General features: G+C 69.0%; 25 protein-coding genes. 14 read left to right on the top strand and 11 right to left on the bottom strand.

Annotated elements, in window-relative coordinates; translation table 11 throughout:
- Positions 1–6 precede the first annotated feature (6 nt).
- Complete coding sequence (locus LRH25_RS05945) at positions 7–402, bottom strand: thioredoxin family protein (protein ID WP_141291774.1); 396 nt, start codon at positions 400–402, stop codon at positions 7–9.
- A gap of 67 nt (positions 403–469) precedes the next feature.
- A complete protein-coding gene (locus tag LRH25_RS05940; protein WP_231010471.1) occupies positions 470–1,291 on the bottom strand; it encodes a sulfite exporter TauE/SafE family protein in 822 nt (273 codons plus the stop codon).
- 205 nt (positions 1,292–1,496) lie between these two features.
- On the opposite strand from LRH25_RS05940, the gene LRH25_RS05935 reads away from it, so the two are divergent.
- From LRH25_RS05935 to soxB, 6 genes are all read left to right on the top strand, one after another.
- On the top strand, positions 1,497–2,144 hold the full coding sequence (locus LRH25_RS05935) for a DUF599 domain-containing protein (RefSeq protein ID WP_141289496.1): 648 nt from the start codon (positions 1,497–1,499) through the stop codon (positions 2,142–2,144).
- 253 nt (positions 2,145–2,397) lie between these two features.
- Positions 2,398–2,853, top strand: coding sequence for a thiosulfate oxidation carrier protein SoxY (gene soxY / locus LRH25_RS05930; RefSeq protein WP_141289495.1), 456 nt, complete (start codon positions 2,398–2,400; stop codon positions 2,851–2,853).
- Between the two features lie 133 nt (positions 2,854–2,986).
- Positions 2,987–3,298: a thiosulfate oxidation carrier complex protein SoxZ gene (soxZ, locus tag LRH25_RS05925; RefSeq protein WP_141289494.1), complete on the top strand. Its 312-nt coding sequence runs from the start codon at positions 2,987–2,989 to the stop codon at positions 3,296–3,298.
- 51 nt (positions 3,299–3,349) lie between these two features.
- Complete coding sequence (gene soxA / locus LRH25_RS05920) at positions 3,350–4,165, top strand: sulfur oxidation c-type cytochrome SoxA (RefSeq protein ID WP_141289497.1); 816 nt, start codon at positions 3,350–3,352, stop codon at positions 4,163–4,165.
- Positions 4,166–4,187: 22 nt separating this feature from the next.
- The gene (soxX, locus tag LRH25_RS05915) at positions 4,188–4,841 is read left to right on the top strand and encodes a sulfur oxidation c-type cytochrome SoxX (RefSeq protein ID WP_141289493.1); all 654 of its coding nucleotides are present in this window, start codon (positions 4,188–4,190) and stop codon (positions 4,839–4,841) included.
- Between the two features lie 16 nt (positions 4,842–4,857).
- Positions 4,858–6,591, top strand: a complete 1,734-nt coding sequence (gene soxB / locus LRH25_RS05910; RefSeq protein ID WP_231010470.1) for a thiosulfohydrolase SoxB — start codon at positions 4,858–4,860, stop codon at positions 6,589–6,591.
- A 16-nt stretch (positions 6,592–6,607) separates the two neighbouring features.
- Here soxB and LRH25_RS05905 read toward each other — a convergent pair whose 3' ends face one another.
- From LRH25_RS05905 to ssb, 5 genes are all read right to left on the bottom strand, one after another.
- Positions 6,608–7,108: an OsmC family protein gene (locus tag LRH25_RS05905; RefSeq protein ID WP_231010469.1), complete on the bottom strand. Its 501-nt coding sequence runs from the start codon at positions 7,106–7,108 to the stop codon at positions 6,608–6,610.
- A 19-nt stretch (positions 7,109–7,127) separates the two neighbouring features.
- Entirely contained in the window at positions 7,128–7,508 is a 381-nt protein-coding gene (locus LRH25_RS05900) for a metal-sensing transcriptional repressor (protein WP_231010468.1), read from the bottom strand.
- A gap of 80 nt (positions 7,509–7,588) precedes the next feature.
- Complete coding sequence (gene chrA, locus LRH25_RS05895) at positions 7,589–8,935, bottom strand: chromate efflux transporter (protein WP_141289976.1); 1,347 nt, start codon at positions 8,933–8,935, stop codon at positions 7,589–7,591.
- A gap of 32 nt (positions 8,936–8,967) precedes the next feature.
- The gene (locus LRH25_RS05890; RefSeq protein WP_141289975.1) at positions 8,968–10,539 is read right to left on the bottom strand and encodes a tetratricopeptide repeat-containing sulfotransferase family protein; all 1,572 of its coding nucleotides are present in this window, start codon (positions 10,537–10,539) and stop codon (positions 8,968–8,970) included.
- 150 nt (positions 10,540–10,689) lie between these two features.
- A complete protein-coding gene (gene ssb, locus LRH25_RS05885; RefSeq protein ID WP_231010467.1) occupies positions 10,690–11,226 on the bottom strand; it encodes a single-stranded DNA-binding protein in 537 nt (178 codons plus the stop codon).
- A 249-nt stretch (positions 11,227–11,475) separates the two neighbouring features.
- Between ssb and LRH25_RS05880 the strand changes: the two genes are divergently transcribed.
- Positions 11,476–11,892, top strand: a complete 417-nt coding sequence (locus LRH25_RS05880; protein WP_231010466.1) for a hypothetical protein — start codon at positions 11,476–11,478, stop codon at positions 11,890–11,892.
- A 276-nt stretch (positions 11,893–12,168) separates the two neighbouring features.
- Here LRH25_RS05880 and LRH25_RS05875 read toward each other — a convergent pair whose 3' ends face one another.
- A complete protein-coding gene (locus LRH25_RS05875; RefSeq protein ID WP_141289758.1) occupies positions 12,169–12,663 on the bottom strand; it encodes a cupin domain-containing protein in 495 nt (164 codons plus the stop codon).
- Positions 12,664–12,921: 258 nt separating this feature from the next.
- Between LRH25_RS05875 and LRH25_RS05870 the strand changes: the two genes are divergently transcribed.
- The 6 genes from LRH25_RS05870 (at position 12,922) to recQ (ending at position 18,437) form a co-directional block, all read left to right on the top strand.
- A complete protein-coding gene (locus tag LRH25_RS05870) occupies positions 12,922–13,800 on the top strand; it encodes a DUF3034 family protein (protein ID WP_231010465.1) in 879 nt (292 codons plus the stop codon).
- Positions 13,801–13,822: 22 nt separating this feature from the next.
- On the top strand, positions 13,823–14,281 hold the full coding sequence (locus LRH25_RS05865; RefSeq protein ID WP_141289760.1) for a group I truncated hemoglobin: 459 nt from the start codon (positions 13,823–13,825) through the stop codon (positions 14,279–14,281).
- Positions 14,278–14,913 carry a cupredoxin domain-containing protein gene (locus tag LRH25_RS05860; protein ID WP_141289761.1) on the top strand — a complete coding sequence of 212 codons (636 nt, stop codon included), beginning with the start codon at positions 14,278–14,280 and terminating at the stop codon, positions 14,911–14,913. The genes LRH25_RS05865 and LRH25_RS05860 overlap by 4 nt, the downstream gene beginning before the upstream one ends.
- 59 nt (positions 14,914–14,972) lie before the next feature.
- The gene (locus LRH25_RS05855) at positions 14,973–15,638 is read left to right on the top strand and encodes a sigma-70 family RNA polymerase sigma factor (RefSeq protein ID WP_141289762.1); all 666 of its coding nucleotides are present in this window, start codon (positions 14,973–14,975) and stop codon (positions 15,636–15,638) included.
- Between the two features lie 4 nt (positions 15,639–15,642).
- On the top strand, positions 15,643–16,344 hold the full coding sequence (locus tag LRH25_RS05850) for an anti-sigma factor (RefSeq protein ID WP_231010464.1): 702 nt from the start codon (positions 15,643–15,645) through the stop codon (positions 16,342–16,344).
- A 95-nt stretch (positions 16,345–16,439) separates the two neighbouring features.
- The gene (recQ, locus tag LRH25_RS05845) at positions 16,440–18,437 is read left to right on the top strand and encodes a DNA helicase RecQ (RefSeq protein WP_231010463.1); all 1,998 of its coding nucleotides are present in this window, start codon (positions 16,440–16,442) and stop codon (positions 18,435–18,437) included.
- Between the two features lie 32 nt (positions 18,438–18,469).
- On the opposite strand, the gene LRH25_RS05840 is transcribed toward recQ, so the two are convergent.
- A complete protein-coding gene (locus tag LRH25_RS05840; RefSeq protein WP_170201077.1) occupies positions 18,470–19,600 on the bottom strand; it encodes a diguanylate cyclase domain-containing protein in 1,131 nt (376 codons plus the stop codon).
- A gap of 159 nt (positions 19,601–19,759) precedes the next feature.
- Between LRH25_RS05840 and LRH25_RS05835 the strand changes: the two genes are divergently transcribed.
- Positions 19,760–21,004 carry a glycerophosphodiester phosphodiesterase family protein gene (locus LRH25_RS05835; RefSeq protein ID WP_141290411.1) on the top strand — a complete coding sequence of 415 codons (1,245 nt, stop codon included), beginning with the start codon at positions 19,760–19,762 and terminating at the stop codon, positions 21,002–21,004.
- A gap of 127 nt (positions 21,005–21,131) precedes the next feature.
- Here the strand turns inward: LRH25_RS05835 and LRH25_RS05830 are convergent, their stop codons facing one another.
- Together LRH25_RS05830 and LRH25_RS05825 are read right to left on the bottom strand one after the other, a co-directional pair.
- Positions 21,132–22,148, bottom strand: coding sequence for a patatin-like phospholipase family protein (locus tag LRH25_RS05830; RefSeq protein WP_231010459.1), 1,017 nt, complete (start codon positions 22,146–22,148; stop codon positions 21,132–21,134).
- Between the two features lie 129 nt (positions 22,149–22,277).
- Positions 22,278–22,604 (bottom strand): hypothetical protein, encoded by a 327-nt coding sequence (locus tag LRH25_RS05825; protein ID WP_141286615.1) that lies wholly within the window; start codon positions 22,602–22,604, stop codon positions 22,278–22,280.
- Positions 22,605–22,618 lie beyond the last annotated feature (14 nt).

Genomic DNA, 22,618 nt, shown 5'->3' with positions numbered 1-22,618 from the left:
GACGCATCAGGGCAGCGCTGCCAGCCCTTGCGCGGCGATTGCCGTGGCATTGCGCGCCAGCGCCTGGGCTGCCGTGTCCACCAGCGGCGGCAACTCACTCGCCTGCAGCAGCAGCCGTGTCAGCACGCCCGCCTGCGGCGCCAGCGGCCCGAGAAACCGAGCCTGCCCCTGCCACACCAGCAGCACGGTCGGAAAGGTCTCGATGTCCAGCGCCGCCTCCGCACCGCCGGCTGCCAGCACGTCCGCATGGTCCTCCACGTCCAGCCAGCCAAACCGCCAGCCGGGATGTTGCGCGGCGAGGGCCTGCATCACCGGCAGGTAGGCGTCGCAGGTGCGGCACCAGGCGGCGCAGAGGCACAGGACGAGGGGCGGGCTGGCGTCAGGGTTCGCGAGGGGCTTCATCTGTCAGGCGTGTCCGGCGGGTGACCCGCATCGTGGGTCCCGGATTCTGACGTTCAGCTGCGCAACCTCAGGCCGCCATGGGATTCAGCGCGCGCGCCAACATCATCACCGCCACCAGGGCACTGACCACCGCGAACACCCGCTTGAGCATGGCCGCGGGCAACCGCTTGGCGACGACGCGGCCGATCAGCAGCGCGACCACGGCGGCAGCGCCGAAGCTCAGCGCCAGGTCGCCGTCCAGGTGGCCGTGGCCGGTGGCGGCGAGCAGGCCGCTCAGCGTGGCCAGTGCGATGACCGCCAGCGAGGTGGCGGCGATGCTGCGCGCGTCCAGGTCGGTCCAGTGGGTCAAAGAAGGCACGATGACAAAGCCGCCGCCCACGCCCAGCAGGCCGGTCAACAGCCCGGACGCCGCGCCGGTGGTGGCCAGCACCCAGGCGCAGGGGGCTGTCCAGCGCAGCCGGCCGTCGGCCGCGTCGACCACGCAGGGCGGCAGCTGGCGCGGCGCGGCCGGGCTGGCTGCCGAGCCCGCTGCTGCGGGCCGGCTTTGCTGCCACATGCGCCAGGCCGTCCAGCCCAGCACCATGGCAAACAGGCCGGTCAGCGGCCGCGCCGGCAGGTGCTGGGCCAGCGCCACGCCCAGCGGCGCGGTGAGCATGGCCAGGCCGCCGATCAGGCTGGCCGCGCGGTAGCGCACGATGCCGTCGCGCAGGCCCAGCACCGCGCCCAGGCCGGCGGACGCGCCTACCGCCAGCAGTGCAACAGGCGCCGCCTGTTGCACCGACATGTGCAGCCCGAAGACCAGCAGCGGCACGGCCAGCACGCCGCCACCAGCGCCGGTCAGCGCCAGGATCAAGCCGACGATGGCGCCCAGGGCCCAGCTCAATTCCATGCTCGGAAAACAGATTTGCTCATGCGCAAAGTGTCGCAGCGGAATGGGTCGCCGCGAACGCCTGACCAGCGCAAATGCTTGGCGCAACCGGGCCTGCCAGGCTGCGAGTTGCCCTCGCTTGCGCACACAATCGCCCCATGCGGATTTTTTCTCCTGCGTTGCTGTGCCGCGGCCAGCCGCACCAGCCGATGTCGGAGCTCCGGGCATGAGCGGCCTGATCAACCCCTGGCTGGCGCTGGCGCTGGGCCTGCTGATTCTTCTGCTCTACGAGGGCCGGGTGGTCTGGATCGGCCGTCGCGCGCCACACCGCGTGGCGCGCGACGTGCATGCCCAGATGCGGGCCGACTGGGTGCGCGCGCTGGCCGAGAAGCCGGGCTTCGAGATCGTCGCGGTGCAGACGCTGCGCAACTCGCTGATGTCGGCCACCATCACCGCCTCTACCGCCGCGCTGTGCCTGATGGGCGCCGTGACGCTGGGTGGCAGCCGCCTGGCGGCCGGGCTTGCCGGGGTGCATGCGCCCCATGACCTGTTGCCGCTGGAACTGCTGCAGCTGCTGCTGATGGGCACGCTGTTCGCGTCATTTGTCTGCTCGACGCTGTCGATGCGCTACTACAACCACGTGGGCTTCGCGATGTCGCTGCCGGCCGGCTCGCCGCAGCGCCAGGCCGTGGTCGGGCTGGCGGTCGACTACATCGAGCGCGCCGGTTACCTGTACGGCTGGAGCCTTCGCAGTTTCCTCAGCGTCGCGCCGCTGGTGGTGGGCATCGTCAACCCGGTGCTGTTGCCACCCGCTTGCGTTTGTCTCGTGTGGGTGCTGTGGCAGTTCGATAAACCCGGCGCCATCACCGACTAGGAAATGGTGCACCCGGTTCCGCGAGTACGCGAAACCACCCGCCGAGCGGGTGGCGGGTCCGCTTGGGGCGGCCCGGCGCTGGCCCCGCTGGTGCACCCGGTTCCGCGAGTACGCGAAACCACCTGCCGAGCGGGTGGCGGGTCCGCTTGGGGCGGCCCGGCGCTGGCCCCGCTGGGCGCCCGGTTCCGTGAGCAACATCGGCAAGTGACGGCCGTGGTTAGCATTGAGTCCATACCGCAAGGAGAATTTGAAGATGCATCGTCGTGAGCTGTTGGCGCGAAGTGCCAGCGTGGCAGGCCTGCTGGCCGGCCTGGGCGCCCTTCCGGGAGCCGCCCATGCGGCCTGGAACACGGCGGCCTTCGAGGCCAAGAGCGTGGCCGAGGTGGTGAAGGCGCTGGGCGTGTCGGCACCGGTGGAGAGCAAGGACGTCAGCTTGACCGGTCCGGAGATTGCCGAGAACGGCGCCGTCGTGCCGCTGGCGCTGGCGACCTCGCTGCCGGGCGTCAAGCGCCTCTTGGTGCTGATCGAGAAGAACCCGTCGACGCTGGCGGCTTCGTTCGACATCAGCGACGCGATCGAGCCCAGCTTCTCGCTGCGCGTGAAGATGGCGCAGACCTGCAATGTCTACGCGGTGGCGATCACTGCGGACAACAAGGTGCTGTTTGCGCAAAAAGAAATCAAGGTGACCCTCGGCGGTTGCGGCGGCTAGATGGGGCACCCGGCTCTGCGGGGTACGCAAAGCCACCCGCCGGGAGGGTTGGCGGGGCCGTTTGGGAGCGGCCCGGCGCCGGCCCCGCAGCGACGCTGCCACCGTTGGTTGATTGAAATTCGAGGAGCAATACATGTCCGATCCGATGCGCATTCGCGCCCAGGCCGCTGGCGACAAGGCCGTCGTCAAGGTTTTGATGAGCCATGAGATGGAAACCGGCCAGCGCAAGGACGCGGCTGGCAAGACGATCCCGGCCTGGTTCATCCAGGAAGTCACGGCCTCGCTGAACGGCAAGCCGGTGTTGACCGCGCAGTGGGGGCCTTCGGTGGCCAAGAACCCGTTCCTGCAGTTCAACATCAAGGGCGCCAAGGCGGGGGACAAGGTCAGCGTTTCGTGGACCGACAACCACGGCGACAAGCGCAGCGACGAAGCAACAGTGGCCTGAGAGCCGACACGCCCACATCCACAGGAGGAGCCCGTGAACCTTGAGAACCCGATGCCGCGCAGGAGGCCGCAACTGGCCACCGTCCTGACGCTGGGACTGGCCCTGGCCAGCAGCGCCGCGCTGGCGCAGCAGAAGTCCGCCGCCGACGGCATTGCCGAATACCGCGCGATGCTGGCCGATGGCAACCCGGCCGAGCTGTTCATCGCCAAAGGCGAGTCGCTGTGGACCGAGCCGCGCGGGCCGAAAAAGGCCTCGCTCAGCCAATGCGACCTGGGCCTGGGCGCGGGCGTGGTCAAGGGCGCATGGGCACAGCTGCCGCGCTGGTTCGCCGACACCGGTCGCGTGCAGGACCTGGAGTCCCGCCTGTTGAGCTGCATGGAGACGCTGCAGGGCTTCAATGCCGCCGAGATCGCCAGGACGCCGTTTGGCAAGGGCGAGCAGGCCAGCGTCGAGGCACTGGCGGCCTACGTCTCGTCCGAATCCAGCGGCATGAAGATCAACCTGCCACAGCGCCACCCGGAAGAAAAGCGGCTCTATGCGCTGGGCCAGCGCGCCTTCTACTTCCGCGGCGGGCCAATGGACTTCGCTTGCGCCACCTGCCACGGCGAAGCCGGCAAGCGCATCCGCCTGCAGGACCTGCCGGACCTGCGCAGCAACCCTGGCGATGGCGTCGGCTTCGCGGCCTGGCCGGCTTACCGGCTGTCCAGCGGCGAACTGTGGACCATGCAGCGCCGGCTCAACGACTGCTTCCGTCAGCAGCGCTTCCCGTACCCCGGCTTTGGCTCCGAGATCACGGTGGCGCTGGGTGTCTACATGGGCGTGAACGCCAACGGTGCTGCGGCTGCCGCGCCGTCGCTCAAGCGCTGAGGGGGCTGAGATGGGAAACCGCATGAGATCGATGTTCGCCACAGGCGGCAGCCTGCTGATTGGCGCGCTGCTGCTGACCGGCTGCCAGTCGCCCGGCACCGGCAACGAAGCCTCCGAGGCCGAATTCCAGGCGATGCTGAAATCGTCCTTCCGCGAAGAAGGCATTGCCGGGCTGGACCGCCTGCAGCAGACGCCCGAACAAGCCGCCTGCTCCAGCCGCACGCCGCCGGACCCGACGCTGCACGCCGAGCTCGAAGCCCAGGCGCTGGCGACCGTCAAGCCGCCTTCGGACGGCCAGTACCTGGGCGACTGGCGCGAAGGCGAGAAGCTGGCGCAAAACGGCCGCGGCATGACCTGGAGCGACAAGAGCACGGCCACCAGCGCCAATGGCGCGAGCTGCTACAACTGCCACCAGATCGGCCCTGGCGAAATCTCGTTTGGCAGCATCGGCCCCAGCCTGTACCACTACGGCAAGCTGCGCGGCGTGAGCGACCCGAAGGACCCGGCCGCAGCGCCCATCGTGCAATACACCTGGGCCAAGCTGTACAACGCCTGGGCCTACAACGCCTGCTCCAACATGCCGCGTTTCGGCCACAAGAACCTGCTCGACGAGGGCCAGCTGAAAAACGTGATGGCCTTGCTGCTGGACCCGCAGTCACCGGTCAACGCGAAGTGACCTTGGTCGCTCCGAGATGAATCTGGATCGGCGCGAGTGGCTGCAGGCGCTGGGCGCCGCGGCCATGGCCGGGCTCAACCTGAATGGCGAGGCGCAGACGGTCGAGGCCCGCGGGCTGTACGACCTGCCGCGCTTTGGCAACGTCTCGTTCCTGCACATGACCGACTGCCATGCGCAGTTGCTGCCGCTGCACTACCGCGAGCCCAGCGTGAACCTGGGCGTAGGCGCGGCCAGGGGACAGTGGCCACACCTGGCGGGCGAGGCTGCGCTGAAGGCCGCAGGCGTGGCTCCGGGCAGTGCAATGGCACATGCGCTGACTTGCCTGGACTTCAGCGCCCAGGCCCAGCGTCATGGCCAGCTCGGCGGTTTTGCCCACCTGGCCACGCTGGTGCGCCAGCTGCGCGCCAGCCGGCCCGGCGCCTTGCTGCTGGACGGCGGCGACAGCTGGCAGGGCTCGGCCACCGCGCTGTGGACCAACGGCCAGGACATGGTCGAGGCCTGCAAGCTGCTGGGCGTGGACGTGATGACGGGGCACTGGGAATTCACGCTGGGCGCGGCGCGGGTGCAGGAGGTCGTGGCGAAAGATTTCAAGGGCCAGATCGACTTCGTGGCCCAGAACATTGCCAGCGCCGATTTCGGCGACCCGGTGTTTGCGCCCTATACGCTGCGCCAGCAGAACGGCGTGACCTGCGCCGTGATCGGCCAGGCCTTCCCGTACACACCCATCGCCAACCCGCGCTACTTCGTGCCGGACTGGACCTTCGGCATCCAGGAAGCGCAGCTGCAGCAGCAGGTCGACACGCTGCGCGCCAAGGGCGTGGCGGTGGTCGTGCTGCTGTCGCACAACGGCATGGACGTGGACCTGAAGCTGGCCAGCCGTGTGCGCGGGCTGGACGCGATCTTCGGTGGCCACACGCATGACGCGGTGCCGCTGGCTGTGCCGGTGCGCAATGCCGGCGGCACGACGCTGGTCACCAACGCCGGCTCGCACGGCAAGTTCCTCGGCTTGATGGACTTCGACGTGAAGGACGGCCGGGTGCGCGACTTCCGCTACCGCCTGCTGCCCATCTTCTCGCGCCAGCTGCCGCCGGACCCGGCGATGGCCGCGTTGATCGCCAAGCTGCGCGCGCCCTACGACAAACAGCTGAACGAAACCCTGGCCGTGACCGACGGGCTGTTGTGGCGGCGCGGCAATTTCAACGGCAGCTGGGACCAACTGATCTGCGACGCGCTGCGCGCCGAGCAGGACGCCGAGCTGGCCTTTTCACCCGGTTTCCGTTGGGGCGGCAGCCTGCTGCCGGGCCAGGCCATCACGCGCGAGCGGCTGATGGACCAGCTGGCCATCACCTACCCGACGGCCACGCGCACGCTGATGAGCGGTGAGCAGATCAAGACCGTGCTGGAGGACGTGGCCGACAACCTGTTCAACCCCGACCCGTATTACCAGCAGGGCGGCGACATGGTGCGCACCGGCGGCCTGAGCTGGCGCTGCACGCCGGCCGCGGCCATGGGCCGCCGCATCGACGAGTTGCGCATCAACGGCCAGCCGCTGCAGTCCGACAAGCGCTATGCGGTGGCCGGCTGGGCCTCCGTCTCCGAAGACGTGAAACAGGCTGGCGGGCCGCCGGTGTGGACGCTGGTGGAGCGCTGGCTCAAGCGCCAGCCCGGGGGGCGGGTGGCGCAGCGCGTGCCGGACGCGCCGGCGCTGGTCGGCGTGGCCGACGACCCGGGGTATTCGCCGGGCGCCTGAGTCGGCCTGCAGCCCCTCAGCTGCTTGCCAGGCTGAGGTGGTTCAGCAGTTCGGCGCCGGTCGAGTCGCGCACGATCAGCTGTACCGGGATCGCCGGCGCCACGCTTTGCGTCACGGTGCAGAACTGCTCGAAGGTGACCAGCACGCGGTCCAGGTGTTCCAGCGACGCGGCCGGCACGCCCAGCGTCAGCGTGGCCTGCATGCGCATCACGCGGTTGCGGCCCTGGGCGTTGCGCCCCACATGGGCCTGCAGCTCGCAGCTCAGCGGTTCGGGCGACTGCTTGAACTTGCGCAGCGCAAACAGCAGCGAATCCGACAGGCAGTTGCCCACCGCGGCCGCCAGCAGCTGGACCGGCGACGGTCCGGTCGAACTGCCCAGCGGCGGCGGCTCGTCGCCAATGATGGCGGGCACTTCGTCGCCGAAGCCGATCTCGAAGCGGTAGTCCTGCAGCTGGCGCAGCGTGACGGTGGTGACCAGCGTGGACGGGGTGGGTGAAGTTGAGGTGATGTCGCTCATCGGCGCATCCTACAGACGCTCACCTGATCTTGCCGAGCAGGCCCTGCACTTCCTCCAGCACTTCGCCGAGCTGCTTGCGACCGCGGGGGGTATCGCCCACCCGCGCGCCCAGCTCCTGTTCCATGAAGCAAACCGTCATGCGGACATAGGTACTGTCCAGCGCCTTGCGCACCGCCGACATCTGGCTGGCGATGTCCTGGGTGCTCTGGCCTTCATCCAGCATGCGCTGGATGCCCCTGAGCTGGCCTTCGGCACGCTTCAGGCGGTTCATCAGGTCGGTTCGGCTCTTTTCGTCGGTCAGCATTGCCATCGCCGGGCTCCGTCGCAAGAGATAGGTGCCAGGGGATTGTGCGGCTTTCCGCCCAGGAAAGGCGGTCATCTGTATAGGGGACGACACCATGTGCCGCCGCCTTTTTGCGCCAGTCGCATTCCGTGCCGGGCACGGGTGGGGGTTTGCCAGAAGGACCTGCCGCCTGGTGCTCAGTGCAGGTAACTCAAGCCCAGGCCAGCCAGCGCCGAGGCGATCACCACAGTGATCACGCCCAGCTTGAAGCGGAACAGCGCCAGCCCGGCGCCAATGCCGATCAGCGCCGAGAACAGGTCGAAGCGCCCGGCCCAGCCTTGCGGCCACAGCACACGCCAGGCAAAGAAGACCGCGAGGTTGGCAATCACGCCGACCACCGCGGCGGTGATGCCGGTCAGCGGCGCCGTGAACTTCAGCTTGCCGTGGGTCGATTCGATGAAGGGCCCGCCCAGGAAGATGAACACGAAGGACGGCAGGAAGGTGAAGAAGGTGACCACGCTGGCGGCCGCCGCACCGGCGAGCGGCAATGCGTCCGGCCCGAACAAGGCCTGGCCCCAGCCGCCGACAAAGCCGACAAACGCCACCACCATGATCAGCGGCCCGGGTGTGGTCTCGCCCAGCGCCAGGCCGTCGATCATCTGCGGCGCCGTGAGCCATTGGTAATGGTCGACCGCACCCTGGTACACGTAAGGCAGTACCGCGTAGGCGCCGCCAAAGGTCAGCAGCGCGGCCTTGGTGAAGAACCAGGCCATCTGCGTCAGCGCGCCCTGCCAGCCGTACAACGCACACAACACGCCGATGGCGAGTCCCCACAGCCCCAGGCCGATGCCCAGCACCCAGCGGAAATGGGCCCAACTGAACAACGCATGCGCGGGCGTTGGCGTCGTGTCGTCGATCAATGCGGGGCCAGCCGGCTGGCCCGCCTTGCCATGGCCACCACCGACGGTGAACTTTTCCGGCGCCCAGCGGCCACCCGCGTAACCCATGGCGCCGGCCGCCAGCACGATGAGCGGGAAGGGCAATTGCAGCGCGAAGATCGCCACAAAGGCGGCCACGGCAATGCCCCACAGCCAGCGGTTTTTCAGCGTGCGCGAGCCCACGCGCCACGCCGCATGCACCACCAGTGCGGTGACGGCCGGCTTGATGCCGTAGAACAGCCCGGCGATCACCGGCACGTTGCCAAACGCCATGTAGAGCCAGGACAGCGCGATCAGGATGAACAGCGAAGGCAGCACGAACAGCCCGCCTGCGACCAGCCCGCCCCAGCTGCGGTGCATCAGCCAGCCGATGTAGGTTGCCAGCTGCTGGGCCTCGGGGCCGGGCAGCACCATGCAGTAGTTCAGCGCGTGCAGGAAGCGGCCCTCGGAGATCCAGCGCCGCCGCTCGACCAGCTCCTCGTGCATGATCGCAATCTGCCCGGCCGGTCCGCCAAAGCTGATGAAGCCAAGCTTCAGCCAGAACCAGAAGGCTTCAGCGAGGCTGACGGGGGCGGGCGGGGTGGCGTCCAGCGGCGCAACGGTCATGGGCGCTCCTTCTGTCTGACGCCTACTGAGGCCTACAGCGCTTTGGCCTCCGCCAACGCCGCCGCGAGGGGCCGCAGCTTGTCCGCGTACGGCTGCCACTTCGGGGTTTCGCGCTTGGTGATGACTTGACGCACCGACACCGCGCTGGCAGTGGACACAAGGCGCGTCCGCTCGCCGATGGCCAGCATCGCAGGCTCGAAGTCCAGGCCGCAGAAGGCTGCCACCTTGCGCAGCGTGGCCTCTGGCTGGCCCACCAGTTCGGCGTAGTCCACGTCCAGGATGTGGCCCGGGAACTGGGCATGCCAGTGCGCCATCAGCCGCTGGTACTGGGCGTAGAAGGCGGCCAACTCCCGCAGGTCGTAGCTGTACGGGTTGGCGTCGTGGAACAGCTCGCGCAGGTTGGAGAAGCAGACCTCCATCGGGTCGCGCCGCAAGTGCAGGATGCGGGCCTGCGGCAGTGCTCGGCAGATGAAGCCGATGTTGAGGAAGTTCGAGGGCAGTTTGTCGGTGAAAAACCGCTCGCTGCCCAGGCGCCAGGCCATGCGCTCCAGGTAGCCGCGACCCACGGCGGCAAAGTTGGCGCCGCGTGAGCGTCGAACCAGGGCCAGGTCGATCACACCGCGGCAGTGGTGGTCGGTGGCGTGGCGCATCTGGCTGGTGAAGTCATACAGCTCGCCCAAAGCGCGCACCTCGGAATGACCGTCCAGCATCTGTTCCAACAGCGTGGTGCCAGAGCGGTGCATGCCGACGATGAACAGCGGCAGCTTGGCGCCAGCGTCGGGCACGGGCTGGTCTACAGGTGTGACGGCTGGCGCGGGCATGGCGATCAGCGCATCCACCAGGTCCACGCTGTCCTGGCTGCGATAGTTCAGCTGCGAGCGCTTGGCGCGGCAGGCGCGCTCCAGTGCCGACCAGGCGGCGTCGTGTTCCCCCAGGTCGTCCAGCGTCTTGTGCAGCGCATAGGCCAGTTCGGCAACCTCCTCCGGCCGGCGGTTGGGACGGGCCAGTTCGGTGCGGATCGCGATGACGTGGTTGGATGCGGCAGTCTGCTTGTCCAATTCAGCCAGCAGGCCCCAGGCACGGGCAAGCTGCGGCGCGCGCAGAGTACAGGCCAGCAGTTCGGCACGGGCCTCGTCGAAGCGGCCCAGGTAGAGCAGCACCTGGCCACGTGTCACCAGCACCGCCGGATGGTCCGGTTCGCGGCGCTTGGCCTCGTCCAGCAGCGGCAGCGTGGCGGCGTGTTCATTGAGATGGGTTAGCTGACCAGCAAAACCGAGCAGCAGCGGCATCGGCAGGCGAGCCAGGGGCTTCAGGCGTTCCAGGCAGGCAAGCAGCGCTGGCGCCTCGTTGAAGGTGCGCAGCCGGGCGATCAATTCCTGCACCAGCTCAGGGTCGGTCGGCGCGGCCTCGGCTGCGGCCAACGTGTGCGTGCGGGCTTGGCGGTAATGGCCGGCCAGCGAGGCCATGTACGAGAGCTGCAGCAGCAGGTCGGCATCGCCGGGATGCCGGCTTAGCAGGGTCTCGAAACAGGCCGTGGCTTGCGCCCACCTGCCCTCGGTGGCATGTTGCTCGGCCTGCTGGCGCAATGCGTCGTCCGTGAGCATCTGGCTCCTGCGTGCGGGTAAAGGAAAGGACAGAGCGGGCCTGCGTCCCGCGCTGCATCAGCGGGGGACGCGGGCAACTGGCAAGCTTCCGGCTGCCGGAATCAGCAAGATGTGGCCGCGTGGCATAGGCTGGCGCGGCGCCAAGGAGGCTCAGAACGGAATGTCGTCGTCCATGTCGTCGAAGCCGGTCGACGACTTCGGTGCTGGCCTTGGCGCCGGGGCGCGTGGTGCTGGGGCGCTGCGCGGGGCCGGGGCGGCCGAGGGTTCGCGGTTGTAGCCACCACCGCCGCCGCCACCGGCAGCGCTGTAGCCGCCGCCACCTTCGTCGTCGCCACCGCCACCGCCCGTGCTGTCGCGGCCACCCAGCAGTTGCATGGTCTCGGCGACGATTTCGGTGGTGTAGCGGTCGTTGCCGTCCTTGTCCTGCCACTTGCGGGTCTTCAGGCGGCCTTCGATGTAGACCGGGCGGCCTTTTTTCAGGTACTCGCCGGCGACCTCGGCCTGGCGGTCGTACAGCACGACCGAGTGCCATTCGGTTTCTTCCTGGCGCTCGCCGCTTTCGCGGTGCTTCCAGTTGCGCGTGGTGGCAATGCGCAGGTTGCACACTGCCGCCCCGTTGGGGGTGTAGCGCACCTCGGGATCGCGGCCCAGATTGCCGATGATGATGACTTTGTTGATCGAGGCCATGGGCGCTCCAGAGCAAGAGAAAAGCGGGCGGGGAGCCGCTGGAATCCAAGCATGGATTGTGCCGCAAGGCTGAACCCGCCGGCTCGCCAGCGAGGGGCCGAGGATGCTGCCGGCCCGCTCGTGTCCCTGTTCCCAACGCGGTCCGAGAGGGTGCCGGCAGCGGGCTGCAGTCTAGGGGGGCGAGCAGCCCGGGCCGATCGGTAACAACCCGATACGGTATTCGGCCCTGGGCTGGGGATGATCCCGGGCATGAAATGCTTCAAATCGTCAGCCTGGCTGGCTTTGCTGGTGAGCGCCGTGCTGGGCAGCGCCTGCCGCGCGCCCGCGGCGGCCGCACCCGACAGCGCCCGCGCGATGGTGGACGCCGCGATCGGCGAGCCGCGCTGCTCGCAGGATGCCCAGTGCCACACGGTGGCGATTGGCCACCGAGCCTGCGGCGGCCCCGAGGCCTATGCCCCCTGGTCCACCTTGACCGCCAACGAGGCCCAAGTGCAGCGTGCCGCCGACAGTTACTCGGCCGAACGCAAGGCTGCGCAGCAACGAAGTGGCGAGGTGTCGATCTGCATCATGGTCACCGACCCGGGGGCGCGCTGCGACGCGGCCACCTACCGCTGCGTGCTGAATCCGGCCACGGCGGTGCGGCCGCAGGGGCCCAAGGCGCAGTGAGCAGCGGGGCCAGCGCCGGGCCGCCCCAAGCGGCCCCGCCAACCCGCCCGGCGGGTGGTTTCGCGTACCCGCGAGACCGGGTGCCCCAGACCGCAGCGGGGCCAGCGCCGGGCCGCCCCAAGCGGCCCCGCCAACCCGCCCGGCGGGTGGCCTCGCGTACCCGCGAGACCGGGTGCCCCAGACCGCGGCGGGGCCAGCGCCGGGCCGCCCCAAGCGGCTCCGCCAACCCGCCCGGCGGGTGGCCTCGCGTACCCCGCGAGGCCGGGTGCCCCATTCCTAGGGTTCGCCGTCCCAGTAGTCGAGTGCGTCCGCGGGGCGCTGCACCACTTTGACGCCGGCGGCCCAGGCCTGCACTTTCCCGGAATCCGGGTACTCGCAGATCTCCGGTTTCTGCTGGGTGCTGATGGACATGTACTTCAGCATCGCGTCCGAAGTGTTGATCAGCTGGTGCGGGTACTCGGGGCCGGCCGGGATGAAGATCACGTCGCCGGCGCGCACCGGCAGCAACTCGCCGGCCACGCGCAGCGTGCCGCGGCCTTCGAGGATCACGAACATCTCCTCCTGCGAATGGTGCAGGTGGTAGGGGCAGCTCTGCTTGCCGGGCGGCACCATGTCCACGCCGGCGCCCAGCTGCCTGGCCACCGTGCCGCCAGACAGGCTGGCGAACAGGCTTTCGTAGCGCGGCGGGCGCATCTGCCGCTCGGCCGCCGGGCCGGTCAGTTGCTCGTCGATGTTGCGGATCAGTCGCTGGCGCAATTCCTTGGCGTCCATGGCTTTCCTTCGGGTTTGCTGGCGGGGGCAGGCTGTGATGCCCAGCATAAGCTGCGTGCGCTTGTGCCGGCTTGGCGGGGAATTTAGCCGCGGGTGGCCAGGCGCTGCATCCAGATCCGGTTGGGCTGCGTACAAGCAAGGATGGAGAAGGCTCCGAAGTGAGGCCATTCCCAACCCAACCCCAATAGGAGAGTTGCCATGACCAGAGGATGCAACCGAGGCCGCCCCAGGCGGGCGCCCCAGCCGTGGCTGGCTGCAATGTCCGCACTGGCAATGCTGGCCCTGCCGCTGACGGCCCATGCCGAGGGCGGCAAACTGCTGCTGACCGGCGGCGTCAGCACGATCGACGGCGTGGGCGGCGGCGGCCTGGTGCCGTGGGCGCTGACCACCGGCTACGGCACGGACGGCGAATGGGGCGGCTCGGCCTTCGTGACCGGCGTGAAGACGCAGGACTACCGGCTCAAGGTGTTTGGCGCCGGCCTCACCTGGAGCGACCGGGTGGAATTCACCGTGGCCCGGCAGGACTTCGACACCGAAGACAACCTGGCCCCGCTGGGCCTGGACGGCCTGCGCCTGCGGCAGAACCTGCTGGGCGTGAAAGTCCGTGTCGCGGGCGACGCGGTGCTGGACAGCGACACCTGGACGCCCCAGGTCGCCGTGGGGGCGGTCTACCACCACGTGGACAGCGGCGCGCTGGCGCCCACGCTGACCGGCGCGCTGGGCGCCAAGACGCATGGCACCGAGCTCTACCTCAGCGCCACCAAGCTGCTGCTGGCGCAAGGCCTGCTGGTTAACGGCACGCTGCGCATGACCAAGGCCAACCAGGATGGCCTGCTCGGCTTCGGCGGTGCGCAGGACAAGGACTGGCACCTGCAGCCCGAGGTCGCGGTGGCCTGGCTGCTGAGTCCGCAATGGGCGGTGGGCGCTGAATACAAGGCCAAGCCGGACGCGCTGAACCATTCGGCGCTGGGTGACGGTGCCTTGAAGGAAGACGACTGGAAAGACTTGTTCGTGGCCTGGGCGCCCAACAAGCATGCCTCGTTGACGCTGGCCTGGGTGGACCTGGGGCGCATCGCGCCCGCGGTGCAGCCGCGCCGGCAGACGGGCGCCTACCTCTCGGCCCAGCTGGCGTTCTGACGCCCTTCCTTCCGGAGATCCCATGCCTTTCCATGCGTCCTCTCTTCGCACCGTGCGCGTCCTGGCCCTTGCCCTCGCAGGCAGCTTTGCCGCCGCGCAAGCGGGTGCCCAGTCCGCCGCCACGTCGGAGCTCTATCAGTCCTTTGGTGAGCAGGCCGGCCTGCTGGCGCTGAGCACCGACCTGGTCGACCGTGTCTCGTCGGACCCGCGCATTGCCGGCTTCTTCGAGAAGACCAACCGCGCTGCGCTGGCCAAGCAGCTGGCCGACCAGTTCTGCCAGCTGTTGGGTGGCCCGTGCCGCTACGCCGGCGTCGACATGAAAACGGTGCACCAGGAGATGGGCATCAGCAAGGCCGATTTCCACGCGCTGGTCGAGGACCTGCAGGCGGCCATGGCGGCCCGCCACATTCCGTTTTCCGTCCAGAACCAGCTGCTGGCCCGGCTGGCGCCGATGCACCGCGACATCATCGAGACGCCATGAACGCCCGCTTCCCCCGCCTCTCCTTCGCCGGCCTGCTGTTGGGTGCAGCGCTCTCGGCCGCCCAGGCCGCCTCGATGACGGTGCGCGTTGTCGACACCACCGGCCAGCCGGTGCCGGACGTCGCGGTCGTCGTCAGCTCGCGCAGCAAGCCGGGACGGGCTTCGCCGGTGCCCACGGTGGAGATCGCCCAGCAGGGCGTGCGCTTCGTGCCGGCGATGGTCATCGTCACGCCCGGCACGAAGATCAAGCTGACCAACCGCGATTCGTTCGACCACCATGTGCGCGGTACAGAGGGGCAGAGCTTCGAGTTCCGCATTGCGGGTGCCGATGCGAACAAGCCGCCCGCCGCTTCGCCGGAAGTCGTGCTGCAAGGCGGTGCCGGTCCGATCCAGCTCGGCTGCTACCTGCACTCGCGCATGCAGGCCAGCATCTACGTGGCCGAATCGCCCTGGTACGGCGTGACGGGCAAGGACGGCGTGGTCACGCTGGACGATGTGCCCGAAGGCGCGGTGGACGTGGCCGTCTGGCACTCGCAGCAACTGGTGGAGCAGCCGGTGCTGCACGCGCAGCAGACGGCAACCCCGACGAATGTGGTGGCGACGCTGAACTTCACGCCGCGCCAGCGTCGCTGAGCCGAGGCTGGCGCGCATTGCCGATGGTCAACTGAACACACCGCCTGTATCGTCGCCCGATGCCTGTTGCCACTGCTTCTTCCTCTGCCGCCGAGCTGGCGGCCTTGATGGCCCGCATCGCCCTGGGCGACCGGGCGGCGTTCCGGGCCTTGTACGACGCGACGGCGGCGCGCCTGCTGGGCGTGGTCCTGCGCATCCAGCCCGACCGTGGCCGGGCCGAGGAGGTGCTGCAGGAGGTGTTCGTGAAGGTCTGGGGCGCGGCGCGCGGGTTCGATGCCGAGCGTGCGCAGCCCATGACCTGGCTGTACAGCCTGGCGCGCCACGCGGCCATCGACAGCCTGCGCCGGCAGAAGGCCGATCCGGTGCGCACCGTATCGCCGCCTGCCAGCGCGTTGGCCGAAGGCGACGACAGCGACCCGCTGGAGCAGGTCGCAGGAGACGGCCCCGGCCCGGTGGACCTGATGGAGCAGGCGCTGCAGGCGCGGGCGGTGCGCGGCTGCATGGGCAGCTTGCAGAACGACCAGCGGCAAAGCCTGGCGCTGGCCTTCTACGACGGGCTCACGCATGCCGAAGTGGCCCAGCACCTGGGGCAGCCGCTGGGCACGGTGAAGAGCTGGTTGCGGCGCGGCCTGCTGGCGCTGCAGAAGTGCCTGGCGATCGGCGAGCTGGGTGGCAGGTTCGGCAGCGGGATGACCAGCATGGGCGACATGTCCACAAGGAGTTGATGACATGGATTACTCGCGCCCCGAACGGGCCGAGCGCCTGGCCTCGGAATACGTGCTGGGAACCTTGCGCGGCGCCGCGCGCAGCCGCTTCGAGGCGCTGCTGCCGGCGCATCCGATGCTGCGCCGCGCGGTGGCTGGCTGGGAAGCCCGGCTGTTGCCGCTGACCGCCAGCGTGCCACCAGTGGCGCCCTCGGCCAGCGTCTGGGCCGGCATCGAGGCGCGGCTGTTCCGTGCCCAGCCCGGCGCACGTCAGGCCTGGTGGCAGCGACTGCTGGTGTGGCAGCTGGGCAGCGGGGCTGCGGCATTTGCCGCGCTGGTGCTGGCCGTGATGCTGGCCCGGCCGGTGCCGCCGCAGCCGCCGGTGCTGGTGCTGCTGTCGCCCAACCCTGCGGCCCAGGCCGATGCCGCGCTGCTGTCGCGCGCCAAGTTCGTCGCCAGCATCAGTGCCGATGGCCGCGCGCTGGTGCTGCGCCCGCTGGAACCGCTGAGCGTGGCCACCGGCCGCGCGCTGGAGCTCTGGGCGGTGCCCGCCAAGGGTGCACCACGTTCGCTGGGGCTGATTTCGGCCAGCGGCGGCAGCCAGGTGCAGCGCACGAAGCTGCTGCAGGACACGGCGGCGTTTGCAATCAGCCTGGAGCCGGCTGGCGGGTCGCCGACCGGCGCGCCGACCGGACCGGTGATTTCGTTGGGCGCACTGAGCAGCTGAAACCTTCGGGGCCGAGACCGCAGGCCGGCGCCGGGCCGTCCCAAGCGCCGGTGCGGGTGCGCCATTGACGGGGCCACAAGTTAGGATAGAGGCCGATGCCCGCCTCCTCGATCGATTCCGCCCTTGATGCCAGCGCCGCGCCGGCCGACATCCTGCACCAGGTCTTTGGCTACACCGCGTTCCGCGGCCACCAGGGTGCCATCGTCGACCAGGTGATTGGCGGCGGCGATGCGCTGGTGCTGATGCCCACCGGCGGCGGCAAGAGCCTGTGCTACCAGATCCCGGCGATTGCGCGGCACCGCGCAGGCCAGGGCGTGACGGTGGTCGTCAGCCCGCTGATCGCGCTGATGCACGACCAGGTCGGCGCGCTGGAAGAAGCGGGGGTGCATGCCGCCTTCCTGAATTCCTCGCTGGACAGCGCCGGCGCGCAGCATGTCGAGCGCGAGCTGATGGCAGGCCGGCTGGTGATGCTTTACGCCGCGCCCGAGCGCATCACCAACCCGCGTTTCCTGGCGATGCTGGACTCACTGCATCAGCGCGGCCAGCTCAGCCTGTTCGCCATTGACGAAGCGCACTGCGTGAGCCAGTGGGGCCACGACTTCCGCGAAGACTATTTGCAGCTGGACCTGCTGGCCACGCGCTTTGGCGGCGTGCCGCGCATCGCGCTGACGGCCACCGCCGACGAGCACACCCGCGCCGACATCATCGACCGGCTGATGCTGGAAGGCGCGCGCACCTTCATCAGCAGCTTCGACCGGCCCAACATCCGCTACACCATCGTCGAGAAGGACAACGCCAAGGCCCAGCTGCTGCGCTTCCTGCTCGACGAACACGTGGGCGATGCCGGCATCGTCTACTGCCAGAGCCGCAAGAAGGTCGAGGAGACGGCCGAGTGGCTGAGTGCCGAAGGCTTCAGCGCGCTGCCGTACCACGCCGGGCTGGACCAGGACGTGCGCCGCCGCCACCAGGACAGGTTCCTGCGCGAGGAGGGCCTGGTGATGGTCGCCACGGTGGCCTTCGGCATGGGCATCGACAAGCCGGACGTGCGCTTTGTCGCCCACCTGGACCTGCCGAAGAACATCGAAGGCTACTACCAGGAAACCGGCCGCGGCGGGCGTGACGGCGAGGCCGCCGATGCCTGGATGAGCTACGGCCTGGCCGACGTGGTCAACCAGCGCCGCATGATCGACGAGAGCACCGCGGGCGACGAGTTCAAGCGCCTGCAGGTCGGCAAGCTCGAAGCGCTGCTGGCCATGTGCGAAAGCCTGGACTGCCGGCGCGTGCGGCTGCTGGCCTATTTCGGTGAAGACCGGCCCGCCGGTTGGCGTTGCGGCAATTGCGACAACTGTTTGCAGCCGCCTGCGCGCTGGGACGCGACCGAGGCGGCGCGCAAGGCGCTGTCCTGCATCTACCGCTGCCACCAGCATTCGGGTTTCGGCTTCGGCACGGTGCATTTGATCGACGTGCTGCGCGGCAAGTCCACCGAAAAGACCCGCGCGCGCGGCCACGAAAGCCTGTCGACCTTCGGCATTGGCGCGGACCTGTCCGAAGCGCAATGGCGCGGCGTGATGCGCCAGCTGATCGCGCTGGGCCACGTGGCCAGCGAAGGCGAATACAGCACGCTCGCGCTGACCGACAGCGCGCGTGCCGTCCTCAAGGGCCAGGTGCAGATCGAGCTGCGCGAACCGCGTGAACCCACGCCGCGCATCCGCTCGCGCGGCAAGACCGGCAGCGCCGGCAGCAGCAAGGTGCCGCGCGCCGCGGCCACGCTGGGCCATCCGGCCCAGGCCCGCTTCACGGCCCTGAAGGCCTGGCGTGCGGGGGTGGCCAAGGAACACAACCTGCCGGCCTACATCGTCTTCAACGACGCGACGCTGGCCCAGATGGCCGCCGAAGCGCCGGCCACGCTGGACGCACTGGCCGGCATCAGCGGCGTGGGCGCGAAGAAGCTCGAAGCCTACGGCAAGCAGATCCTGCGCGTGCTGGGCGACCTGGGCGGCTCCGGCGGCAGCGGCGCCGGGGATTTCGACGATGCCGGCGCGATGGGCGACCCGGACGATCCGGGCGGTTTCGAGGACTTCGATGGGCGCTGAAGGCCTGAACCTGGCCGGCAGCGATCGAGGGTTCAGCCGGCGCCTGGCAGGGGTTCTGCGTGCACCTGGTTGCGCTGCGCGTTGCGCTTCGCCGCCATCGCCAGCGCTGCGGCCGCTTCCAGGGTTTGCTGCACGCTTCGTTTGGCGCTGGCATGCGCCACGCCGACGGTGATCGTCAGCACCGCCGCGGTCGGCGAGCCAGCATGGGGAATGGCCAGCGCCTGCACCGCCTGGCGCAAGCGCTGGGCCACCGCCAGCGCGGCGCCCGGGTCCGCGGCATGCAGCAGCACCACCAGCTCTTCGCCACCTTTGCGGAAGGCCTGGTCCTCCTGACGGATCGTCGCTTGCACCGCTGCCGCGACCGCGCGCAACGCGGCGTCACCAGCGGTGTCGGTGTGCAGGTGGTTGAATTCGCCGAAGTGATCGATGTCGAGAAAGGCCACGGCGATCTGATCGGCCTCCGCGGTGGCCAGTGCTTCGTCCAGTGCGCGGCGGTTGCGCAGGCCGGTCAAGGCGTCGGTGCGGGCCTCGTCCAACAGCGCCTGGTTGCGCTGCTGCAGTTCGGCCACCGTCGCAGCCAGCTCACGGCGTGACGTGGCGACCGCGCGCGTGTCGTCGTCAAACACCACGACCTGGTTGCGGCCACGGGCCTTGGCGGCGTACATCGCCAGGTCGCAGGCACTCATCAGGTTGTCCGGGGACTGGCCCACGAAGCTGGTCACGCCGAACGAGGCCGAAACCTTGGCCGAGATCAGGTCCATTGGCGCGCTCAGCCTGGCGTTGGCGGCGTTGAGCCAGGCCACGGCCTCGGCCTGCGTCAGCCCGGGCAGGAAGATGCAGAACTCCTCGCCGCCCATGCGGGCCACCCAGCCGCCGTCTGGCAAAGCCTGTTGCAGGCGCTCGGCGGTGACCCGCAGCACTTCGTCGCCCGCGGTGTGGCCGAAGCTGTCGTTGAGCTGCTTGAAATGATCCAGGTCGGCCATGGCCGCTAAGCCGCGAACGCCGGCCCTGCGGGCTTCCAGAATGCGCTCGAACGCCACGTGGCGCGTCGGCAATCCGGTCAGCACGTCCTCGAACGCGGCGCGCGCCAACACGTGCGACGGGTCTTGCGTGCCCGAAGCATCCTGCCTGCGCCACAGGCGCCGCCACAGTCTGTGCAACATCCACAGCCTCCTCATGGCCCCATGATCCCTTGTTTGTGTGTTGGCTTGTCTTACAGATTGTGACCCGATGGCCGCGGCCTGCCCCCGTTCGGTCATGCCCAGGACATGTGCGGTTTTCACACTGCGGGCTCACCCACCCTGATCAAATTGGAGACAGCCATGACACATGTCCTCAGACAAGCCGCGTTGATGCTGGCCGGCGGCCTGGCGCTGAGCCTCGCCCAGCTGCCTTCGGCCCATGCCGGCAAGGTACAGCCTGTCACCACTTACCAGCTCGGGGTGCGGCCGATGTACCTGGTCGACCAGGTGCCCGACAAGGACCTGAAGCAGCGCCTGAAGGCCTGCGAGAACATTCCGGCGACCAAGAGCCAGTTCTCCATCAGCCACCGTGGCGCGGCAATGCAGTTTCCCGAGCACACCAAGGAAGGCTACATGGCCGCGGCGCGCCAGGGCGCGGGCGTGATCGAGTGCGACGTGACCTTCACCAAGGACCGCGAGCTGGTCTGCCGCCATTCGCAGTGCGACCTGGCGCAGACCACCAACATCCTGTCCATCCCGGACCTGGCCGCCAAATGCAGCGTGCCGTTCAGCCCTGCCGACCCGGCCACCGGCAAGCAGGCCACTGCGACCTGCTGCACCAGCGACCTGAGCGTCAGCGAGTTCAAGCGCCTGATGGGCAAGATGGAAGGTGCGAACCCGAACGCCACCAGCGTGGCCGAGTACATGAAGGGCACGCCTAACTGGCGCACCGATGCCTATGCCGCCACCGGCACGCTGATGACGCTCGCCGAGGCCATCGAGCTGTTCAAGCAGCTGAAGGTGGACATGACGCCCGAGCTGAAGGCCGCCAGCGTGCCCATGCCTTACCAGGGTGACTACACCCAGGAGAAGTACGCGCAGGCGATGATCGATGCGTTCAAGAACGCGGGCGTGCCGGCCAAGCGGGTCTGGGCCCAGTCCTTCAACATCAACGACAACTACTACTGGCTCCAGCACGAGCCGGACTTCGGCAAGCAGTCTGTCGCGCTGATCCCCGTGGACACGCCTGACCAGGTGCCCGCTGCCAAGGCCTTGCTGCCCGAGATGGCGGCCAAGGGCGTGAAGATCGTCGCCCCGCCGATCTGGGCCCTGCTGGCGCTGGACAAGAAGGGCAAGATGGTCGGCTCCGACTACGCCTACGCCGCGCGCAACGCCGGCATGAACATCATCAGCTGGTCGCTGGAACGCTCCGGCCCGCTGACCGATGGTGGCGGCTACTACTTCCAGAGCGTCACCCCCGCCGTCAAGGGCCCGGGCGACTACTACACCGCGCTGGACGTGCTGGCCAACGACGTCGGCATCATCGGCATGTTCTCGGACTGGCCTGCCACGGTCACGTACTACGCGAACTGCACTGGCCGCTGACGCAGGCCAGCGCCGGGCCGCCCCAAGCGGCCTGCGCAACCCGCTCGGCGGGTGGCCTCGCGTACTTGCGGGGCCGGGTGCGTCATTCCCCTACGCGAACTGCACGGGTCGCTGACGCAGGCCGGCGCTAAAAGCGTTCGGACAGTTCGACTGTGCCGCGGCGGCCGAGCTGGCTGCCGTGGCGTTCCAGCCAGTCGCCGGCCAGCGCTCTGCCCTGCTCGTGCAGCGCCTGGAAATAGGCCGGGTGCACGACCAGGCGGCTGTCCTGCGGCAGGCCGGACAGCAAGGCACCGCCGTCCATCAGGTGGAAGCGGGCGCTTGCCAACTGGCGCGTTCCGCGGTCCAGCGGCAGCCAGTGCTGGCGGGCCTGCTGCTGCCAGGCGGCCAGCAGGTTCATCTCGCGCAGGAAGGCGCCGTGGAAGCTCATGTCCAGCGCGCGGTGCTGGATCTGCGCGGCGCTGCGCAGCGGGCCTTCGTGCTGCAGCGGGTTGAGCAGCAGCAGCAAGGTGTCCCGCGCGCGGCCGGCCTGCAGCAGTGGCAGCACGGGCGGGTTGGCGCTGTAGCCGCCGTCCCAGTGCGGCTCGCCGTCGATCTCCACCGCGCGGAACATCGTCGGCAGGCAGGCCGAAGCCAGCAAGGCGTCTGCGCTCAGGTTCGCGCGGTCGAACAGCCGCAGCTGGCCGGTCTGCGCGCGCGTGGTGGCAATGAACAGGGCAGGGCCGGCGCTGGCGCGCAGGCGCTCGAAGTCGAACTGGGCCAGCACGATGTCGCGCAGCGGGTTCAGGTCCAGCGGGTTGCTGAGCTCGGGTGGCAGGTAGTGGGACCAGTGCATCAGCAGCTTGACCATGGGCGACAGGCGTGCCGCCAGGCCGTCTGCCGCGATCAGGCTGGCCTCGGCCGGCACGCTGGCGGCCACGGCCTGCCAGAAGCGAGCCAAGGCCGCGCGGGCGCCATCCGGGCCGCCATCCAGCCAGCCTTGCGCCAGTGCCACGGCGTTCATCGCGCCGGCGCTGGTGCCGCTGAGCGCGGCCGGTGCCACGCGGCCATCTTCCAGCAGCCTGTCCAGCACGCCCCAGCTCAGCGCGCCATGGGCGCCGCCGCCCTGCAGGGCCAGGTTGATCGGCAACGGTTTGGCGATCTGCATGGGTGCACCTTACGTCACATGCGTGACGGGCGCCGTGAAGGGGCATGCACCGGCGCCAGAAGTGCAAACGGGCCGCACAAGGCGGCCCGCGAGGGGAAGAAGCTCAGCGCTGGGCCGAGTCGGTCGCGATCAACGCTTCTGGTCGAATTTCAGCATCCGGGCCTGGCTGCGGCGGTCGCTGCCAAAGGCGGCGGACCAGAAGGGTTCGAACTTCTGGCCTTTGTCTTCCTGCAGCGGCTCCATGCGTTGGCGGTCGCTGCGGTTGGACGTTTTTTGGGGTTGAGCTGACTTTTGCATGATGTGGTGGTCCTCGGGCACAGCTTCTGGTGGGCTCTGCGGCCCTCGCTGTCTGGCTGGCTCAACGTGAGCCGCCGACAGCTGGATGACAGCCAAGGCGTACTCCCCTGCAACTTTTTTCACGAAACGGTATCTTGCGACAAACAAGTACCAGGTCATTGGCGCAAACCCGG

It is taken from the genome of Ideonella azotifigens, assembly GCF_021043325.1.
Classification (GTDB): Bacteria; Pseudomonadota; Gammaproteobacteria; order Burkholderiales; family Burkholderiaceae_C; genus Ideonella; species Ideonella azotifigens.
Note: the sequence above shows the minus strand (reverse complement) of the source record. Positions and strands in the feature narration are given on the sequence as shown.

Excerpts from the sequence above, each read along its gene's own strand:
- LRH25_RS05945 (WP_141291774.1), bottom strand. The coding sequence starts at position 402 with ATGAAGCCCCTCGCGAACCCTGACGCCAGCCCGCCCCTCGTCCTGTGC.
- LRH25_RS05940 (WP_231010471.1), bottom strand. The coding sequence starts at position 1,291 with ATGGAATTGAGCTGGGCCCTGGGCGCCATCGTCGGCTTGATCCTGGCG.
- LRH25_RS05935 (WP_141289496.1), top strand. The coding sequence starts at position 1,497 with ATGAGCGGCCTGATCAACCCCTGGCTGGCGCTGGCGCTGGGCCTGCTG.
- soxY (WP_141289495.1), top strand. The coding sequence starts at position 2,398 with ATGCATCGTCGTGAGCTGTTGGCGCGAAGTGCCAGCGTGGCAGGCCTG.
- soxZ (WP_141289494.1), top strand. The coding sequence starts at position 2,987 with ATGTCCGATCCGATGCGCATTCGCGCCCAGGCCGCTGGCGACAAGGCC.
- soxA (WP_141289497.1), top strand. The coding sequence starts at position 3,350 with ATGCCGCGCAGGAGGCCGCAACTGGCCACCGTCCTGACGCTGGGACTG.
- soxX (WP_141289493.1), top strand. The coding sequence starts at position 4,188 with ATGAGATCGATGTTCGCCACAGGCGGCAGCCTGCTGATTGGCGCGCTG.
- soxB (WP_231010470.1), top strand. The coding sequence starts at position 4,858 with ATGAATCTGGATCGGCGCGAGTGGCTGCAGGCGCTGGGCGCCGCGGCC.
- LRH25_RS05905 (WP_231010469.1), bottom strand. The coding sequence starts at position 7,108 with ATGAGCGACATCACCTCAACTTCACCCACCCCGTCCACGCTGGTCACC.
- LRH25_RS05900 (WP_231010468.1), bottom strand. The coding sequence starts at position 7,508 with ATGGTGTCGTCCCCTATACAGATGACCGCCTTTCCTGGGCGGAAAGCC.
- chrA (WP_141289976.1), bottom strand. The coding sequence starts at position 8,935 with ATGACCGTTGCGCCGCTGGACGCCACCCCGCCCGCCCCCGTCAGCCTC.
- LRH25_RS05890 (WP_141289975.1), bottom strand. The coding sequence starts at position 10,539 with ATGCTCACGGACGACGCATTGCGCCAGCAGGCCGAGCAACATGCCACC.
- ssb (WP_231010467.1), bottom strand. The coding sequence starts at position 11,226 with ATGGCCTCGATCAACAAAGTCATCATCATCGGCAATCTGGGCCGCGAT.
- LRH25_RS05880 (WP_231010466.1), top strand. The coding sequence starts at position 11,476 with ATGAAATGCTTCAAATCGTCAGCCTGGCTGGCTTTGCTGGTGAGCGCC.
- LRH25_RS05875 (WP_141289758.1), bottom strand. The coding sequence starts at position 12,663 with ATGGACGCCAAGGAATTGCGCCAGCGACTGATCCGCAACATCGACGAG.
- LRH25_RS05870 (WP_231010465.1), top strand. The coding sequence starts at position 12,922 with ATGTCCGCACTGGCAATGCTGGCCCTGCCGCTGACGGCCCATGCCGAG.
- LRH25_RS05865 (WP_141289760.1), top strand. The coding sequence starts at position 13,823 with ATGCCTTTCCATGCGTCCTCTCTTCGCACCGTGCGCGTCCTGGCCCTT.
- LRH25_RS05860 (WP_141289761.1), top strand. The coding sequence starts at position 14,278 with ATGAACGCCCGCTTCCCCCGCCTCTCCTTCGCCGGCCTGCTGTTGGGT.
- LRH25_RS05855 (WP_141289762.1), top strand. The coding sequence starts at position 14,973 with ATGCCTGTTGCCACTGCTTCTTCCTCTGCCGCCGAGCTGGCGGCCTTG.
- LRH25_RS05850 (WP_231010464.1), top strand. The coding sequence starts at position 15,643 with ATGGATTACTCGCGCCCCGAACGGGCCGAGCGCCTGGCCTCGGAATAC.
- recQ (WP_231010463.1), top strand. The coding sequence starts at position 16,440 with ATGCCCGCCTCCTCGATCGATTCCGCCCTTGATGCCAGCGCCGCGCCG.
- LRH25_RS05840 (WP_170201077.1), bottom strand. The coding sequence starts at position 19,600 with ATGTTGCACAGACTGTGGCGGCGCCTGTGGCGCAGGCAGGATGCTTCG.
- LRH25_RS05835 (WP_141290411.1), top strand. The coding sequence starts at position 19,760 with ATGACACATGTCCTCAGACAAGCCGCGTTGATGCTGGCCGGCGGCCTG.
- LRH25_RS05830 (WP_231010459.1), bottom strand. The coding sequence starts at position 22,148 with ATGCAGATCGCCAAACCGTTGCCGATCAACCTGGCCCTGCAGGGCGGC.
- LRH25_RS05825 (WP_141286615.1), bottom strand. The coding sequence starts at position 22,604 with ATGACCTGGTACTTGTTTGTCGCAAGATACCGTTTCGTGAAAAAAGTT.